General features: G+C 68.0%; 16 protein-coding genes. 13 read left to right on the top strand and 3 right to left on the bottom strand.

From position 1 onward, the window contains the following. Positions 1–43 precede the first annotated feature (43 nt). The 8 genes from ACN0RJ_RS08965 (at position 44) to ACN0RJ_RS08930 (ending at position 8,936) form a co-directional block, all read left to right on the top strand. The gene (locus ACN0RJ_RS08965) at positions 44–856 is read left to right on the top strand and encodes a TRAP transporter small permease subunit (RefSeq protein ID WP_417720890.1); all 813 of its coding nucleotides are present in this window, start codon (positions 44–46) and stop codon (positions 854–856) included. Further along, positions 856–2,451, top strand: coding sequence for a TRAP transporter large permease (locus ACN0RJ_RS08960; RefSeq protein WP_417724045.1), 1,596 nt, complete (start codon positions 856–858; stop codon positions 2,449–2,451). The genes ACN0RJ_RS08965 and ACN0RJ_RS08960 overlap by 1 nt, the downstream gene beginning before the upstream one ends. Before the next feature lie 73 nt (positions 2,452–2,524). After that, a complete protein-coding gene (locus tag ACN0RJ_RS08955; protein ID WP_417724044.1) occupies positions 2,525–3,622 on the top strand; it encodes a mandelate racemase/muconate lactonizing enzyme family protein in 1,098 nt (365 codons plus the stop codon). Between the two features lie 120 nt (positions 3,623–3,742). Continuing rightward, positions 3,743–5,233 carry a UxaA family hydrolase gene (locus tag ACN0RJ_RS08950; protein WP_417720893.1) on the top strand — a complete coding sequence of 497 codons (1,491 nt, stop codon included), beginning with the start codon at positions 3,743–3,745 and terminating at the stop codon, positions 5,231–5,233. A 94-nt stretch (positions 5,234–5,327) separates the two neighbouring features. Continuing rightward, the gene (locus tag ACN0RJ_RS08945; protein WP_417724043.1) at positions 5,328–6,389 is read left to right on the top strand and encodes a Gfo/Idh/MocA family protein; all 1,062 of its coding nucleotides are present in this window, start codon (positions 5,328–5,330) and stop codon (positions 6,387–6,389) included. 13 nt (positions 6,390–6,402) lie between these two features. After that, a complete protein-coding gene (locus tag ACN0RJ_RS08940) occupies positions 6,403–7,287 on the top strand; it encodes an NAD(P)-dependent oxidoreductase (RefSeq protein ID WP_417724042.1) in 885 nt (294 codons plus the stop codon). A gap of 3 nt (positions 7,288–7,290) precedes the next feature. Then, positions 7,291–8,013: an SDR family oxidoreductase gene (locus tag ACN0RJ_RS08935; RefSeq protein WP_417720896.1), complete on the top strand. Its 723-nt coding sequence runs from the start codon at positions 7,291–7,293 to the stop codon at positions 8,011–8,013. Continuing rightward, positions 8,013–8,936 carry a DMT family transporter gene (locus ACN0RJ_RS08930; RefSeq protein ID WP_417724041.1) on the top strand — a complete coding sequence of 308 codons (924 nt, stop codon included), beginning with the start codon at positions 8,013–8,015 and terminating at the stop codon, positions 8,934–8,936. The genes ACN0RJ_RS08935 and ACN0RJ_RS08930 overlap by 1 nt, the downstream gene beginning before the upstream one ends. 177 nt (positions 8,937–9,113) lie before the next feature. On the opposite strand, the gene ACN0RJ_RS08925 is transcribed toward ACN0RJ_RS08930, so the two are convergent. Both ACN0RJ_RS08925 and ACN0RJ_RS08920 read right to left on the bottom strand, forming a co-directional pair. Continuing rightward, positions 9,114–9,851: an SDR family oxidoreductase gene (locus ACN0RJ_RS08925; protein ID WP_417720898.1), complete on the bottom strand. Its 738-nt coding sequence runs from the start codon at positions 9,849–9,851 to the stop codon at positions 9,114–9,116. A gap of 74 nt (positions 9,852–9,925) precedes the next feature. Beyond that, positions 9,926–11,707: an IlvD/Edd family dehydratase gene (locus ACN0RJ_RS08920; RefSeq protein ID WP_417720899.1), complete on the bottom strand. Its 1,782-nt coding sequence runs from the start codon at positions 11,705–11,707 to the stop codon at positions 9,926–9,928. A 122-nt stretch (positions 11,708–11,829) separates the two neighbouring features. Between ACN0RJ_RS08920 and ACN0RJ_RS08915 the strand changes: the two genes are divergently transcribed. The 4 genes from ACN0RJ_RS08915 to ACN0RJ_RS08900 are packed head-to-tail and all read left to right on the top strand — an operon-like array spanning position 11,830 to position 14,057. Beyond that, positions 11,830–12,327: a hypothetical protein gene (locus tag ACN0RJ_RS08915; protein WP_417724040.1), complete on the top strand. Its 498-nt coding sequence runs from the start codon at positions 11,830–11,832 to the stop codon at positions 12,325–12,327. Next, positions 12,324–13,031: an AzlC family ABC transporter permease gene (locus tag ACN0RJ_RS08910; protein ID WP_417720901.1), complete on the top strand. Its 708-nt coding sequence runs from the start codon at positions 12,324–12,326 to the stop codon at positions 13,029–13,031. The genes ACN0RJ_RS08915 and ACN0RJ_RS08910 overlap by 4 nt, the downstream gene beginning before the upstream one ends. Continuing rightward, on the top strand, positions 13,028–13,351 hold the full coding sequence (locus ACN0RJ_RS08905) for an AzlD domain-containing protein (protein WP_417720902.1): 324 nt from the start codon (positions 13,028–13,030) through the stop codon (positions 13,349–13,351). The genes ACN0RJ_RS08910 and ACN0RJ_RS08905 overlap by 4 nt, the downstream gene beginning before the upstream one ends. Positions 13,352–13,361: 10 nt before the next feature. Further along, positions 13,362–14,057: an RraA family protein gene (locus tag ACN0RJ_RS08900; RefSeq protein WP_417720903.1), complete on the top strand. Its 696-nt coding sequence runs from the start codon at positions 13,362–13,364 to the stop codon at positions 14,055–14,057. Between the two features lie 92 nt (positions 14,058–14,149). Here the strand turns inward: ACN0RJ_RS08900 and ACN0RJ_RS08895 are convergent, their stop codons facing one another. After that, positions 14,150–15,040 (bottom strand): phytanoyl-CoA dioxygenase family protein, encoded by an 891-nt coding sequence (locus ACN0RJ_RS08895; protein WP_417720904.1) that lies wholly within the window; start codon positions 15,038–15,040, stop codon positions 14,150–14,152. A gap of 140 nt (positions 15,041–15,180) precedes the next feature. Here ACN0RJ_RS08895 and ACN0RJ_RS08890 point away from each other — a divergent pair, with 140 nt between their 5' ends. Further along, entirely contained in the window at positions 15,181–16,182 is a 1,002-nt protein-coding gene (locus ACN0RJ_RS08890) for a LacI family DNA-binding transcriptional regulator (protein WP_417720905.1), read from the top strand. The last annotated feature ends 6 nt before the right edge of the window (positions 16,183–16,188 follow it).

Below are 16,188 nucleotides of genomic sequence, written 5' to 3'. Positions count from 1 at the left end.
TTTTTGAACCCCGTAACAACGACTTGGCAGGGGGAGGCCGAGCATGGAAACCCAAAAATCCGTCTGGCTGGGATCACTGCGCCAACCCGTCAAACTCGCGATGATCGGATTCGTCGCGCTGACGCTGGTGCTGTTTGTCTATCTCGCGGCGATGAAGATCATCGCCCCCGAAACCGCCATCGGCGTCCACGAAATGATCCGCCCCGCGGGTCGTCCGATGGTTCAGCTGATGCTCTTCGCGATGGGGGGTGCGCTGTTGTTCGCCTCCCTGTTCCTGTCGGACACCATCGGCGCGATCGAGCCCGAGCCGCACGGGTTCTTCGACATCCTGTCGCTGGTGACCTCGCGGCTGGCGATGATCGCCATCGCCTTCATCGTGATCGTGATGTTCTACGAGGTGGTCGCCCGCTACGTCTTCGAGGCCCCGACCCTCTGGGCGAACGAGCTGTCGCTCTGGATCGCGGCCTTCGTCTTCCTGTTCGCGGGTCAGTACGCGATGCAGCAGCGCAGCCACATCCGCATCTACGTCATCTATGACGTGATGCCCCGCTGGATGCAGAAGACCGCAGACGTCATCTCGGTGCTGCTCATCGTGGGCTTCACCTTCGCCCTGGTCTGGGGCGGCTATACCGACGCCAAGACCCGCTTCCTGCGGATGGAGACCTTCGGCACCGCCTGGGATCCGCCCATTCCCGGCATCATGAAGGCCGCGATCCTGTTCATCATCGTCCTCGTGACGGTGCAGGCCGTGTCCAACCTGATCGCCGACTGGAACAAGGAACCGGAAAGCCACACGGACGAGATCGACGAACACGAGATCGAGAACATCCGCCGCACTCTCGAGGAGCCCAAATAATGGTCGATATCGGCACCCTCAGTCTGATCCTGCTGCTGGGCATGTTCGCCCTGCTCGCAATCGGCATGCCGCTCGGCTTCGCTTCGGCGTTCCTCGCGGTGGTCACGCTCGTCCTCAAATTCGACGTGGACGTCCTTTTCGGAACCTTCGGACGGGGACCGCTGTCGGTCCTCGGCCAGGCCGTCTATCGCCAGATGACGAACTACGTCCTGATCTCGGTCCCGTTGTTCATCTTCATGGCAGCATTGCTCGAACGCTCGGGCATCGCGCGGGACATGTACGCCTCGCTCAACCGTTGGTTGTCGCGGGTGCGCGGCGGCATCGCCTTCGTGACCTCGATCATGGCCGTCATCATGGCCGCCATGTCGGGCATCATCGGTGGCGAGGTCGTGCTTCTGGGCCTGATCGCCCTGCCCCAGATGCTGCGGCTGAAGTACAACCAGAACCTCGCCATCGGCACGATCTGCGCAAGCGGCAGCCTCGGCACGATGATCCCGCCGTCCATCGTCCTGATCTTCTACGGCCTCGTCACCGAGACCTCGATCAAGGCGCTGTTCACGGCGTCCTTCCTGCCCGGCTTCATGCTGGCGACCTTCTTCATCCTCTACATCTGGTTCCGCACCCAGATGAACCCCGAGGAGGCCCCCCTGCCCCCCGAGGATCCCAACGATCCGAAGGGCGCGGAAAAGGGCCTGATGTTCCTCGGCTTCCTCTGCCGCATGGGGCTGTGGATCACCGGCGTCCTGGTGGCGCGGGCGCTGTTCTTCACCCTCACCGGCGCCAACGTGGTGACCGAAGGGGTCGATCCGATCCCGCTCGGCATGGTGTCGGACCTGCCCTGGCTGGTGGGTGAGTTCATCGTCTTCGGACTGCTGCTGTTCTTCGTCGTCGGCAAGGAACGCTCGGCAGCCGGTTGGGAGATGGGCAAGGGCCTCGTCGCGCCGACCGTGGTGATCGGCGTGGTGCTCGGCTCGATCTACGGCGGCATCACCGGGATCACCGAAGCGGCGGGCATGGGGGTCGTGGCGGTCTTCGTCATCAGCCTCCTGCGCGGCGAGATGACCTTCGACATCGTCTGGGACAGCCTCATCCGCACGCTGAAGTCGACGGGCACCATCATCTGGGTGACCATCGGTGCGGCGGCTCTCGCGGCGGCCTACACCCTCGCGGGCGGGCCGACCTATGTGGCCAACATGATCGTGGGCGCCGACATGCCGACCATGGGGATCATCCTGGTCATGATGTTCGTCTTCCTCATCATGGGGATGTTCATGGACTGGGTCGGCATCGTGCTGCTCATCATGCCGGTGTTCCTGCCGATCGTGGTGAAGCTGCCCGCCGAGGAGATCGGCTGGTTCGGCTCCGTCGAGGCACGCTACATCCCGATCTGGTTCGGCGTGGTGTTCTGCATGAACATGCAGGTCAGCTTCCTGTCGCCCCCCTTCGGGCCCGCGGCCTTCTACCTGAAGTCCGTCGCCCCGGCGCATATCTCGCTGACCGACATCTTCCGCGGCTTCCTGCCCTTCATCGCGCTCCAGCTCCTGGCACTCTCGGTGCTGCTGGCCTGGCCGCCGATCGTCACGCTCTTCCTCTGACCCGAGGCTCCGCCGGGGCGGTTCCGACCGCCCCGGCACAATCCTTTCCTCTGCCGACGAAAGGGCCACGGCCATGACTGCCCCGACGACCATCGACACCATCCGGACGGATCACTACCTCGTCCCCCTGCCCGTGCCTCTCGAAGATTCCATGCACGGCAAGATGACCCATTTCGAGGTCGTCACGGCGACCGTCACCGACAGCGACGGCGCTTCCGGCACCGGCTACACCTATACCTGCGGCATCAACGGCGGCGCGGTCGCCGACACGCTGCGCCGCGAAATGGCCCCCCACATCCTCGGCCGCGATCCCGGCCTGATCGAGGCGATCTGGAAGGACCTCTGGTGGCATTGCCACTACGGCGGCCGCGGCGGCCCGACGGTCCTCGCCCTCTCCGCCCTCGACATGGCGCTCTGGGATCTCAAGGCGATCCGCGCCGGGATGCCGCTCTGGCGCCTGCTCGGCGGCTACGACCCGCGCGTGCCCTGCTACATGGGCGGCGTCGATCTCCACCTCGCGCCGCAGGCCCTGGTCGAGCAGACCCACCGCAACTTCGAGGCGGGCCACCGCCACATCAAGATCAAGTGCGGCCGCGACCGCCTGCGCGAGGATGTCGCCCGCATGGACGCCATGCGCGAGGCCTTCGGCCCCGACATGCCGCTGATGACCGACGCCAACATGAAATACACCGTCGACGAGGCGATCCGCGCCGCCCGCGCCTTCCGCGACTTCGACCTCACCTGGTTCGAGGAACCGATCCCCCCGGATCATCCCGCCGGCCACGCCCGCATCCTGACCGAGGGCGGCATCCCCATCGCAACCGGCGAGAACCTCCGCTCGCCCTGGGAATTCAAGACCCTGATCGACAGCGGCGGCGTCAGCTTCCCGGAACCGGACGTGACCAACTGCGGCGGCGTCACCGCCTTCATGAAGATCGCCCGCCTGGCCGAAGCCCACCACCTGCCGGTCACCAGCCACGGCGCCCATGACATCACCGTGCACCTGCTCGCCGCCTGCCCCAACCGCTCCTACATGGAAACCCACAGCTTCGGCCTCGACCGCTACGTGGAAATCCCGCTCACCGTGACCGAAGGCCACGTGACCGCCCCGGAAACCCCGGGCCACGGCATCGTCTTCGACCGCGACAGGCTCGAACCGCTGAGGGTCTGACCGCCCCGCCCGACCACGACCCGCCGCCAGCGCGTTCTTCTGGCCACAAATATCCCGGGGAGTCGCCGCGCAGGCGGCGACGGGGCAGAGCCCCTCCCCCTCACCCGTCCGAGGACAGACATGAAGACCATCCGCCTTTCCGACGCCGACAACGTCGTCACCGCCGTCACCCCGCTCGAGATCGGCGACGACGGCGCAATCCAGCTCATTCCCCGCGGCCACAAGATGGCCACCCGCGACATCCGCTCGGGCGAGCCGGTGCTGAAATACGCCCAGCTCATCGGCTATGCCGCCGAGGACATCGCGAAGGGGGCCCATGTCCACACCCACAACCTCGCCTTCCGCAACGTCGACATGGCCTACGAATTCGGCACCAACCTGCGCCCCGTCGCCCCGGCGGCGAAACCGGACACCTTCATGGGCTACCGCCGCGCCACCGGCCGCGTCGGCACCCGGAACTACATCGCCCTGCTGACCTCGGTGAACTGCTCGGCCACGGCGGCGCGCAAGATCGCCGAACATTTCACCCCCGACCGGCTTGCCGCCTATCCCAACGTCGACGGCGTCGTCGCCTTCGTGCACGGCACCGGCTGCGCCATGGGCGGAGACGGCACCGGCTTCGAATTCCTCCAGCGCGTGCTCTGGGGCTACGCGCGCAACCCCAACGTCGGCGGCGTGATGATGGCCGGGCTCGGCTGCGAGGGCATGCAGATCGACTGGCTGCTCGAAGCCTACGGCCTCCAGCCCGGACCGCTGTTCCAGACCATGAACATCCAGGACGTGGGCGGGCTGCGCAAGACCGTGGAAAAGGGCATCGCCCAGGTCGAGGCGATGCTGCCCGAGGTCGACAAGGCCCGGCGCGAGGAATGCCCCGCCTCCGAACTCATGGTCGCCCTGCAATGCGGCGGCTCGGACGCCTGGTCCGGCATCACCGCCAACCCCGCCGTGGGCTACGCCTGCGACCTGCTGGTCGCCCAGGGCGGCACCGGCGTGCTGGCCGAAACCCCCGAGGTCTACGGCGCCGAACACCTGCTCACCGCCCGCTCGGCCAGCCGCGAAACCGGCGAGAAGCTGATCGGCCTCATCAAGTGGTGGGAAGACTACACCGCCCGCGCCGGCGGCTCGATGGACAACAACCCCTCGCCCGGCAACAAGAAGGGCGGGCTGACCACGATCCTCGAAAAGTCGCTCGGCGCGGCGGCCAAGGGCGGCACCACCCCGCTGATGGGCGTCTACAAATACGCCGAGCCGGTGACCGCCCGCGGCTTCTGCTTCATGGACAGCCCCGGCTACGACCCGGCCTCGGTCACCGGGCAGATCGCCTCCGGCTGCAACCTCGTCTGCTTCACCACCGGGCGCGGCTCGGCCTTCGGCGCCAAACCCTCGCCCTCGATGAAGGTCGCCTCGAACTCGGTGCTCTACGAGAAACAGACCGAGGACATGGACGTCAACGCCGGCCGCATCCTGACCGAGGGCGCCTCGGTCGAGGAGGTCGGCCGCGAGATCTACGAGATGTGGCTGCGCATGGCCTCGGGCGAGCAGAGCAAGTCCGAAGCGCAGGGGCTCGGCGACTACGAATTCGTGCCCTGGCAGGTGGGAGCGGTGATGTGATGAGCACCCCCTCCCCCCGCGCCCGCAAATCTTTTCCAAAAGATTTGCAAATTCCTTCCAAGGAATTTGCTCCCGCCCGGACCGGAGACCGCGCATGACCCCGCTCCCGCTCTGTGTCGTCGGTGGCGGCTCCATCGGCATGCGCCACATCGAGGTCACGCAGGCTTCCGATGCCACCCGGCTCACCGCCGTGGTCGAACCCTTCGCGCCGCGGCGCGAAGAACTGCGCGCCCTCGGCCTGCCCGTGGTCGCCGGTCTCGACGAGGTTCCCGCCGAGACCCGCGGCGCGATCATCGCCACCCCGACGCCCGACCACCTGCCGAGCGGCCTCGCCTGCCTCGCGCGCGGCTGGGCGGTGATCGTGGAAAAGCCGCTCACCGGCACGCTGGACGATGCCCGCACCCTGATCGCCGCGGCCGACGCGGCGGGCCTGCCGCTCTTCACCGGCCATCACCGGCGCTGCCACCCCTTCTCCATCGCCGCCCGCGACGCGCTGCAGGACATCGGCCGACTCGTCGGCATCCAGGGCTGCTGGTCGCTGCGCAAGCACGACAGCTATTACGATGTCGACTGGCGCCGCCAGCCGGGCGCCGGGCCGATGCTGACCAACCTCACCCACGAACTCGACCTGTTGCGCTTCTTCGTCGGCGAGATCACCGAGGCCACGGCCCTGCTCTCCTCGGCCACGCGCGGCTTCGTCATCGAGGACACCGCCGCCCTCGCCTTCCGTTTCGAGAACGGCGCCCTCGGCTCCTATCTCATCTCCGATGCCGGGGCCTCGCCCTGGTCCTTCGAGGCGGCGAGCGCCGAGAACCCGATCATCGCCGCTTCGCACCAGGATTACATCCGTATCCTCGGCACCGAGGGCGCGCTGGAATTCCCCTCGCTCACGCTCTGGGGCCGCTCCGCCCCCGGCGAGATCGAGTGGTCCAAGCCCATGAAGCGCCACGACCCCCGCAGTTTCGACAAGATCGACGCGCTGCAGGCCCAGGTCGAACGCTTTGCCGCGGTCGTCGCGGGCGGCGAGGACGACGTGCTCTGCACCGGGCCCGACGGCATGGCGGCGCTGGAGATGACGCTGGCCGCGGCGCTTTCGGGCCGCAGGGGTCACCCTGTCCGCGCCGGAGAGGTGCCGGGCGATTTCAACGGAACCTGACGGAAGGACCAACATGACCAAACCGACAATCGGCTTCATCGGCCTCGGACTCATGGGCCGCGCCATGGTCGGCTGCCTGCAGGACGCGGGCTACGCGCTGACCGTGCTCGGCAACCGCGACCGCACCGGCGTCGAAGAGGCGCTGTCGCGCGGCGGCAGCGAGGCCGCCTCGGCCCGGGCCCTGACCGGGGCCACGGACATCGTCATGCTCTGCATGGGCACCTCGGACCAGGTGGAAAGCCGCGTCTACGGCGAGGATGGCGTGCTGGCGGGCGCAAAGCCCGGCCAGATCGTCATCGACTTCGGCACCTCCCTGCCGGGCTCCACCCTCAAGATCGGTGCCGACCTCGCGGAACGGGGCGCGATCTATCTCGACGCGCCGCTCGGCCGCACCCCCTCCCATGGCCGCGAGGGCAAGCTCAACATCATGTGCGCGGGCGACGAAGCCGCCTATGCCAAGGTGAAGCCGGAACTCGACACCCTGGGCGAGAACGTCTTCCACCTCGGCGCGCTCGGCTCCGGCCACACGATCAAGCTCATCAACAACTTCTACGCCATGACCACCGCGCTCGCCATGTCCGAGGCCTTTGCCATGGCCGATCTCGCCGGCATCGACCGCGCGAAGCTGCACGCGGTGATGGCGGCGGGGCCGAACCACTCCGGCATGATGGATTTCATCAAGGCCTGGGCCACCGAAGGCCGGATCGACCTTGCCTTCGCCGTGGCCAATGGCAAGAAGGACGTGGGCTATTACCGCCGCATGGCCGAAGACCTCGGCGCGACCTCGCGCATGTCCGGCTGCGCCGACAGCGCGCTGGCCGAGGCGATCGGGCATGACTTCGGCGACCATATGGTGCCGGAGATGGTGGATTACTTCTCGAAACATCTGAAGGACTGAGACATGAGACTGCAAGGCAAGCGCGCCTTCATCACCGCGGCGGGACAAGGCATCGGCCGCGCCATCGCCGAGGCCTATATCCGCGAAGGCGCCACCGTCACCGCGACCGACCTCAGGGCCGACCTCCTCGAGGGGCTGCCCTGCGAGACCTTCGCCCTCGACGTGATGGACAAGGCCGCGCTGCAGGAGGCGATCCGGAAAGCCGCGCCCGACATCCTGGTGAACTGCGCCGGGTTCGTGCACGCCGGGGAGATCGCCGAGGCCACGGACGCGGATTTCGACATGGCCTTCAATCTCAACGTGCGCGCGCAGTTCCACTCCATGCAGGCGGCGCTGCCCGGCATGGTGGAGCGCGGCGGCGGCGCCATCGTCAACGTCGCCTCGGTGGCGGGCTCGATCCTCGCGGCGCCGGGCCGGTTCATCTACGGCGCGTCCAAGGCGGCGGTGATCGGCGCCACCAAGTCGGTGGCCAAGGACTACGTCCAGCGCGGCGTGCGGGTGAACTGCATCTGCCCCGGCACCGTGGAAAGCCCCTCGCTGAAGCAGCGCCTGGAAGCGACCGGAGACTACGCCGCCGCCCATGCCGCCTTCGTCGCCCGCCAGCCCATGGGGCGCATCGGCCAGCCGGAGGAAATCGCGGCCCTCGCGGTCTATCTCGGCTCGGACGAGTCGAGCTTCACCACGGGTGTCGCCCATGTCATCGACGGCGGCTGGGCGAACGGCTGATGTCCATCGCCCCCCGCGAGGAGAACACCGCGCGCGGCGTGCTGCTGATGGCGCTCGCCGTGCTGGGCTTCACCTGCATCGACACCTCGGCCAAGTGGCTGCTCGGGGCGGGCATTCCCGCCCTGCAGGTGGTCTGGTGCCGCTACGCCGGCCACCTCGTCGTGGCGCTGCTGGTGCTCGCCCCGGTCGAAGGTCGCGGCGTGTTCCGCACGGCCAATCCCGGCAAGCAGTTCCTGCGCTCGGCCTTCCTCATGGGCTCGACGATGCTGAACTTCCTGGCGCTGGCCTATCTTCCGATCACGGTCACGACGACGATCATGTTCGCCGGGCCCATCGCGGTAACGCTGCTCGCCATCCCGATCCTGGGTGAAAAGGTCGGCATCCACCGGATCATGGCGATCTGCGTGGGCTTTGTCGGCGTGCTGGTGGTCATGCAGCCATGGGGCGCGGAATTCCACCCCGCGATGCTGCTCTCGCTCGCGGCCCTGGTCTGTGCCTCGGGCTACTTCATCATGACGCGGCTGCTGGCGGGCCGGGAAAGCAATGCGACCTCGCAGATCTGGGGGGCGGCCCTGCCGACACTGGTGCTCGCGCCGGTGGTGCTGCCGGGCTGGCAGGGACCGGACAACCTCGGGGTGACCTTCATGCTCTGCCTGATCGGCGTCTTCGGCTCGAGCTCGCACATCGTCGCCACCACCGCCCACAGGCTGGCGGATGCCTCGATCCTCGCACCCGTGGTCTATATCCAGATCCTGACCGCCGCCCTCGCCGGGATCGTCGTCTTCTCGACCTGGCCGACGGTCTGGACCCTCGCGGGCGGAGCGATCATCATCCTTGCCGGACTCTACATCTGGCACCGGGAACGCCACCTCGGGCGGCCGACGACGACGCCCAATCCCAAGGTCCCGTCTTCGGACAAGTGACCGACATCCGGGGCTCCGCCCCGTCCGCTTCGCGGACTCCCCGGGATATTTTCAGCCAGAAGATGCCATGAGCGCCGGCGCTGCGGCTTCTTCTGGCCTGAAATATCCCCGCCGGAGGCCCGGCCCGCCGAGCGCCCCCGAAGGGGGTCCGAGGCGGGCCGACCCGGTCCGGGATCGTCAGCCGCGACCGATGTAGGGCATGGCCGAGGCCATCACCGTCACGAACTGAACGTTCACGTCCAGCGGCAGCGAGGCCATGTGCATGACGGTCGAGGCGACGTGCGCGGCATCCATCACCGGCTCCACCGCGACCGATCCGTCGGCCTGGGGCACGCCCTTGGTCATCTTGACCGCCATGTCGGTCAGCGCGTTGCCGATATCGACCTGGCCGCAGGCGATGTCGAACGCCCGCCCGTCCAGCGACAGCGACCGGGTCAGGCCGGTGACCGCGTGCTTGGTCATGGTGTAGCAGGACGAGCCCCAGCGCGGCACATGGGCCGACACCGAGCCGTTGTTGATGATCCTGCCGCCCTGCGGGTCCTGCCTGCGCATCTGTCCGAAGGCGGCGCGGGCCGCGAGGAACACACCGGTGATGTTGACCTGGTTGATGTAGAGCCAGTCCTCGACCGGGGTTTCGTCGATCATGCCGCCCTTGACGTTGACGCCGGCGTTGTTGAACAGCACGTCGATGCGGCCCCACTCGGACGCGGCCCGCGCGAACCCGGCCTCGACCGCCGCGGCGTCGGTCACGTCGAAGGGCAGCACCAGCGCGTTCGCCGCATCGCCCGCGGTTTCCTTCAGCGCCTCTTCGCGGCGCCCGACGAGGCCGACGTTCCAGCCCGCCTCGAGAAAGGCCTTTGCCGTGACCCGGCCGATGCCGGAGCCCGCGCCGGTGATGATGATGTTCTGAGTCATGGGTCTCTCCTCCCGTTGGTGCGGCCCATGCGAAAGGCCCGGGGGAATGCCCCGGGCCTTCGGGCCGGTCGGTGTCAATGGTTGTCGCGTGGCAGGTTGCGGGCGACCTTCTGATAGGCGGTCGCCAGTTCCAGGCAGCCCCCCTGCGCAAGCTGGCCGACATGGGTGCGGTAGATTTCCTCCCACGGCGTCTGGCTGACGATCTCGGGTGCGGTCCAGGCGGCCTTGCGGGCCTGCCATTCCTCGTCCGACACCAGCGCGTTCATCGTCGAGGCGTTGAGATCGAGCCGCACCCTGTCGCCGGTCCTGAGATAGGCGAGCCCGCCGCCCACCACGGATTCCGGCGAGGCGTTCAGGATCGACGGCGATTCCGAGGTGCCGGACTGGCGCCCGTCCCCGACCGTCGGCAGGTGGTTGATGCCCTGCTTGATCAGCGCATCGGGCGGCTGCATGTTCACCACCTCGGCCGAACCGGGATAGCCGACGCAGCCGACGTTGCGGATGAACAGGATGCAATGTTCGTCGATCTCGAGCGCCGGGTCGTTGATCCGGTCGTGGTAATCCTCGGGCCCCTCGAAGACGATGGCGCGCGCCTCGTGGACGCCTTCCTCGCCCGGCTTGGACAGGAAGCGCTTCTGGAAGTCCGGCGAGATCACCGAGGTCTTCATCAGCGCGGAGTCGAAGAGGTTCCCCGACAGCACCTTGAACCCGGCGTTCTGCCGCATCGGCGCGTCATAGGTCTTGATCACGTCGGTGTCCTGGCTTTCGACCCCGGCAAGGTTCGCGCCCATGGTCTGCCCGGTCGCGGTCATCGCGCCCGCGTGGATGCGCCCCGCCTTCATCAGCTCGCCCATCACGCCGGGCACCCCGCCCGCGCGGAAGAAGGATTCCCCGAGATATTCGCCCGCCGGCTGCATGTTGAGCAGCAGCGGCACGTCGAAGCCCACGGTCTCCCAGTCCTTCACGTCCAGATCGACCCCGGCGTGGCGGGCGATGGCCTGGAGGTGGGGCGGCGCGTTGGTCGAACCGCCGATCGCCGCGTTCACCACGATGGCGTTCTCGAAGGCCTCGCGGGTGAGGATGTCGGAGGGCTTCAGATCGTCAAGCACCATCTGCACGATGTGCTTGCCGGTCTGGTAGGCCATGGCCATGCGCTCGCGGAACGGGGCGGGAATCGCCGAGTTGCCGGTCAGCGACATGCCCAGGGCCTCGGCCATGGCGTTCATCGTGCTGGCGGTGCCCATCGTGTTGCAATGGCCCAGCGACGGCGCCGAGGAACAGACCCGGGACATGAATTCCTCGTAGTCGATCTTGCCTTCCGACAACAGGCGGCGCGATTCCCAGACGATGGTGCCCGAGCCCGCGCGCTTGCCCTTCCACCAACCGTCGAGCATCGGCCCGCCGTTCAGCGCGATGGCCGGAATGTCGACCGTGGCGGCGCCCATCAGCATGGCGGGCGTGGTCTTGTCGCATCCGGTGGTCAGCACCACGCCGTCGATCGGGTAGCCGTGCAGCACCTCGACCAGCGACAGGTAGGCCAGGTTGCGGTCCAGCGCGGCGGTCGGCCGCTTGCCGGTCTCCTGGATCGGGTGCACCGGGAATTCCATCGGAATCCCGCCCGCTTCGCGGATGCCTGCCTTGATCCGGTCCATCAGGAAGACGTGGATCTTGTTGCAGGGCGCGATGTCGGAGCCGGTGTTGGCGATGCCGATGATCGGCTTCTCGCCCTGCAGCTCGTCGCGGGTGTATTCCTGGTTCTGATAGCGCTCCACGTAGAGCGCCGTCATTCCGGGGTTGTTGGGGTTGTCGAACCACTCCTGAGAGCGGAACCGCTTGTTGGCGCGCGTGTCGGACACGTTGCTATTCCTTCTTGAACATCCTCCCGGCGGCGTGACGTCGCGCGTCGCGCCCCTCCTTGCCGCATCATCCAAATTTGGTATACCAAATGCAAGAGCAATCGCACGAAGGAGGAGCGGCGATGGCGCTGCGGATGGGGATTCCCCTGATTTCATTGGCTCTCTGGGCCTTTCCGGTCATGGCGGAGGAGGTCGTGATCGACCGCGAATCTGTCGGCACTTGCCTGCAGGAGGAGTCCTCGGCGGCCGATCCGGGCCGGTGCGTGACCGCGGCGCACGAGAGCTGCTTTCTCTATCCGCCGGACGAGGCGGCGGCCTCGGCCACGCTCTGCTTCCGCGAGGCGGCGCCGCAATGGGGGGCGCTGATCGCGGAGCGGATGCAGGCGCTGCAGGCCGCCCTGCCCGCCGACGGCTATGCCGCCGTGCAGATCAACGCGCGCTACGACCTGCTGGCCAACATGCTGCAATGCGAACGGATGACCGCGCTGAGCGAGGCCGGCGGCATGGAGGCGGATCTGCGCACCCTCCAGCAGGCCCGCTGCGAGGCGACGGCCTCGGGCCTCGTCTACGTGCGGCTGGCCCGGATCGACGCCGAGCCCGACGCCGGACCCGAGGAATGACGCGCAGCGCCTTTGCCGCGGGCGCAAGGGATTGCGCCCCGTTCATCGCGGTGGTCGTGCCGTTCTCGATGCTGTTCGGGGTGGTGGCGCGGGATGCCGGGCTGGACATCCTGCAGGTGGTGGCGATGTCGTCGCTGGTGATCGCCGGGGCCTCGCAATTCACCGCGCTGGCGCTGTTGCAGGACCAGGCGCCGGTCTTCGTGGCGCTGCTGGCGGCGCTGGCGGTAAACCTGCGCATGGCGCTCTACTCCGCCGCGCTGGTGCCCCATCTCGGGCATGCGCCGCTCTGGCAGCGGGCGCTGATGGCCTACCTGATGGTCGACCAGGCCTATGCGGTGGCGGTACGCACCTACGAAGAGCAGCCCCGCATGAGCCGCGCCGACAAGGTGGCCTACTACTTCGGCGTCATGGCGATGATCTGCCCGTTCTGGTACGGCTGCACCTTCCTCGGGGCGCTCATCGGGCAGGCGATCCCGCCCGCCCTGTCGCTGGATTTCGCCGCCCCCGTCTGCTTCATCGCGATCACCGCGCCGCTGCTGCGCTCGCTGCCGCACGTGGTGGCGGCGGGCGTGTCGGTGCTTTGCGCCATCCTCTTCGCGGGCTTCCCCTCCGGACTGGGTCTGATCGCCGCGGCAGTGGTCGCGATGCTGGTGGGGGCGCAGCTCGAACTGGCGCTGAAACGGCGGACGGAGCGGGTGGCATGATCGACGATGCCACCTTCTGGACCCTGACCGCGGGCCTCGGCATCGGCACCTTCCTGATCCGGTTTTCCTTTCTCGGCTTCCTCGGGCGCCGCAGGATGCCCGACTGGCTGGTCCTGCATCTGAAATATGTCGGCGTCGGAGTGCTGCCGGCCATGGTGACGCCGCTGGTGCTCTGGCCCGCCGCCACCGGGGGCGACACCGATCCGGCCCGCATCCTCGCCGCCCTCGTCACCTTCGTGGTGGCCTTCAAACTGTCCGTCACCGGCGCGCTGGTCGCCGGGATGGGCACGCTCTACCTCGCGCAGTTTCTCATGTCCTAGGAGTATCGTGATGATCGAAGAACCCCCTCTCCTGACGGTCACAAAAGACCGCCGCCGCCCGACCGAGGCGCAGATCGCGGCCTTTCGCGGCGTGCCCACCGGCTTTGTCTGCGACGCGATGGACGGGTCCGGCGCGCTGGACGCGGCGATCTCGCCCATCGGCGACGGGCGCGACATCGACTGCGTGGTCGCGGGACCTGCCCTGACCGCCGACAACCGCCCGTCGGATCTGCTCGCGACGCTGGCGGCGCTGCACTACATCACGCCGGGCGACGTGCTGGTCGGCGGCGCAAGCGGCCACCAGGGCTGCGCGGCGGCGGGTGACCGCGTGATGGGCATGCTCAAGAACCGCGGCGGCGCGGGCTTCGTCACCGACGGGCCGCTGCGCGACTACGCGGGCATCGTCAAGGTCGGCCTGCCCGCATGGTGCACCGGGCTCACGCCGAATTCGCCCTTTGCCAAGGGCCCCGGCTCGGTCGGGGGCGAGGTCACGCTCGGCGGCCGGCTGGTGCGCACCGGCGACATGATCGTCGCGGATCGCGACGGCGTGGTCGTCGTGCCGTTCGAGCGGATCGACGCGGTGATCGCGCGCCTCGCCCATGTGAGCGAGCTGGAACATGCGCTGGATGCGGATGTGGAAAAGGGCTTCTGCGACCCGCTCGAAATCACCGAGATGATCGCCGACAAGCGCCTGGTCGAGATCTGATCGCCCCCGCAGGGCGACGAACCCTCCCCCGCGTCGGGGGAGGGCCGGGAAGGGGGCGCAGGGTACCGAGGGGCAGGCGCACCCTGCCCCCGTCAGGCAAAGGCGCTCTTGGCCCCGCCCGATGACTGGGTCTTGAAGATCGAGGACGCGTCCGGCGCCGGCGGCAGCGGCATCCGCACCGGCACGTTCTCCAGGCGCGGCGTCAGGCAGGGCTCGCCGATGATGGTGCGGTCCTGCAGATCCGCCCAGAACTTCGCCTGCCCCAGCGCGTGGAAATAGCTGTTCGCCCCGAGGATCGGCCAGGCATCGCCCTTGGCCATCTCGTAGAACAGGATCAGCCGCGCCCGGTCGCTGCGGTTCGGCGCCGAGCCGTGCAGGATGCGCGCGTGGTGCACCGACATGCTCCCCGCCTTGCCGGTCAGCGTCACCGCCCGGTCGAGGTGGAAATCGGGGTCGTCCGGGTCCACCGCGCCGCAGAACACGCCGTTCTGGTGGTGGCTCAGGATCGGACCCTTGTGCGAGCCGGGAATGACCATCAGCGGGCCTTTGTCCTCCTCCACGTCCTCGAGCATGATGCCGAAGGCGAGCAGATCGTCGTTGGTATGCGGATAGAAGGCCCAGTCCTGGTGCCATTCCACCGCCGCCCCGCCGCCCGGCGCCTTGGTGTTGAGCTTGGCGGTCAGCAACGTCGCCTGGTTGCCGATCAGGTCGCGGATCACCTCGGTCACGCCGGAGTTGCGCAGGATGTCCCAAAAATACGGATCGACCTTGTGCGGCAGCTTGATCCGGGTGAGCTTCGGCGTCTCCGCGGAATGTCCCTTGTCGAGATCGTAGACCTCGTTGCTCTCGGTGATCGCACGGGACCGGTCGATGAGATCGTAGGTGATCTCCTGCATCCGCATCAGCTCTTCCGGCTTCAGCACGTCCTCCACCATGAGATACCCGTTGTCATCGTAGAACGTCTTCTGATCGTCGCTCAGCACACCCGTCTCCTCCGTGTTTGCGCCCGGCCGGGAAAACCTGATTCCCGGCCCGTATGGTATCGATACCATATTGAGCCTGCCGAGATCCAGTGATATCGATATCATCATGGGCAAAGCCGCCTGCGGAAGGATGGATCGACATGGCCGACGGGCGTAGATGGGTGACGATGGGCGACGTTGCGCGCCACGCCGGCGTGGGCACCATGACCGTCAGCCGCGCCCTGCGCAGCCCGTCCAAGGTCAGCGCCGCGACGCTTGAAAAGGTCCGCGCGGCGGTGGCCGACCTCGGCTACGTGCTCGACGAAACCGCGGGGGCCCTGTCCTCGCAACGCTCGCGCATCGTCGGCGCGCTGATCGAAACGCTCGAAGCCTCGGTCTTCGCATCGACCGTGCAGGGCCTGACCGAAGGCCTCGCCGAAGGCGGCCTGCAACTGCTGCTGAGCGCGACGCAATACGACCCGGAGACCGAGGCCGCGCTGATCCCCACCCACCTCGGCCGCCGCCCGGAGGCGCTGGTGCTGACCAGCGCGCTGCACACCGCCCGGGCCCGCGGCCTGCTGGAGCGCGCCGGCATCCCGGTGCTGGAACTCTGGGAACTGCCAGACAGGCCGGTGCACGCGGCGGTCGGCTTTTCCAACCGCGCGGCGGGGGCCGCCATCACCCGGCACCTGATCGACACCGGCCGCACCCGCGTCGGCTTCATCGGCACCACGCGCGACAGCGACCAGCGCGGGCAGTTGCGCCTCAAGGGCTACGAGGATCAGGCCGCCGCGCTGGACGGTCTGCGCGTCGTGCGCGTGCCGCCCCGCGCCGAGGCCACGGGCTTCGACTACGGCGCAGAAGGCCTGCGCGACCTGCTCCGCCGCTGGCCCGACACCCGCGCCGTGGTCTGCGTCAGCGACGCCCTCGCCGCCGGTGCCCTCTGCGAGGCGCGCCGCATGGGCCACGCCGTGCCCGAACGCCTCGCCATCACCGGTTTCGGAGACTTCGACCTCGCCGGAGAATCCGGCCTGGCGCTGACCACGATCCGCATCGACGGCGATGCCATCGGGCGCCGCGCCGCCCGGCTGATCCTCGACGGCAGCGCGCCGGGAACGCGGATCGACATGGGCTTCACCCTGATCCGCCGCGCGACCACCTGACCGCCT

It is taken from the genome of Salipiger sp. (genome assembly GCF_048261495.1).
GTDB lineage: Bacteria > Pseudomonadota > Alphaproteobacteria > Rhodobacterales > Rhodobacteraceae > Salipiger.
Note: the sequence above shows the minus strand (reverse complement) of the source record. Positions and strands in the feature narration are given on the sequence as shown.

What these genes read in the sequence shown, in the direction of transcription:
- ACN0RJ_RS08935 (WP_417720896.1), top strand. Translation starts at nt 7,291, where the DNA reads ATGAGACTGCAAGGCAAGCGCGCCTTCATCACCGCGGCGGGACAAGGC.
- ACN0RJ_RS08945 (WP_417724043.1), top strand. Translation starts at nt 5,328, where the DNA reads ATGACCCCGCTCCCGCTCTGTGTCGTCGGTGGCGGCTCCATCGGCATG.
- ACN0RJ_RS08955 (WP_417724044.1), top strand. Translation starts at nt 2,525, where the DNA reads ATGACTGCCCCGACGACCATCGACACCATCCGGACGGATCACTACCTC.
- ACN0RJ_RS08900 (WP_417720903.1), top strand. Translation starts at nt 13,362, where the DNA reads ATGATCGAAGAACCCCCTCTCCTGACGGTCACAAAAGACCGCCGCCGC.
- ACN0RJ_RS08915 (WP_417724040.1), top strand. Translation starts at nt 11,830, where the DNA reads ATGGCGCTGCGGATGGGGATTCCCCTGATTTCATTGGCTCTCTGGGCC.
- ACN0RJ_RS08950 (WP_417720893.1), top strand. Translation starts at nt 3,743, where the DNA reads ATGAAGACCATCCGCCTTTCCGACGCCGACAACGTCGTCACCGCCGTC.
- ACN0RJ_RS08910 (WP_417720901.1), top strand. Translation starts at nt 12,324, where the DNA reads ATGACGCGCAGCGCCTTTGCCGCGGGCGCAAGGGATTGCGCCCCGTTC.
- ACN0RJ_RS08965 (WP_417720890.1), top strand. Translation starts at nt 44, where the DNA reads ATGGAAACCCAAAAATCCGTCTGGCTGGGATCACTGCGCCAACCCGTC.
- ACN0RJ_RS08905 (WP_417720902.1), top strand. Translation starts at nt 13,028, where the DNA reads ATGATCGACGATGCCACCTTCTGGACCCTGACCGCGGGCCTCGGCATC.
- ACN0RJ_RS08940 (WP_417724042.1), top strand. Translation starts at nt 6,403, where the DNA reads ATGACCAAACCGACAATCGGCTTCATCGGCCTCGGACTCATGGGCCGC.
- ACN0RJ_RS08925 (WP_417720898.1), bottom strand. Translation starts at nt 9,851, where the DNA reads ATGACTCAGAACATCATCATCACCGGCGCGGGCTCCGGCATCGGCCGG.
- ACN0RJ_RS08930 (WP_417724041.1), top strand. Translation starts at nt 8,013, where the DNA reads ATGTCCATCGCCCCCCGCGAGGAGAACACCGCGCGCGGCGTGCTGCTG.
- ACN0RJ_RS08960 (WP_417724045.1), top strand. Translation starts at nt 856, where the DNA reads ATGGTCGATATCGGCACCCTCAGTCTGATCCTGCTGCTGGGCATGTTC.
- ACN0RJ_RS08890 (WP_417720905.1), top strand. Translation starts at nt 15,181, where the DNA reads ATGGCCGACGGGCGTAGATGGGTGACGATGGGCGACGTTGCGCGCCAC.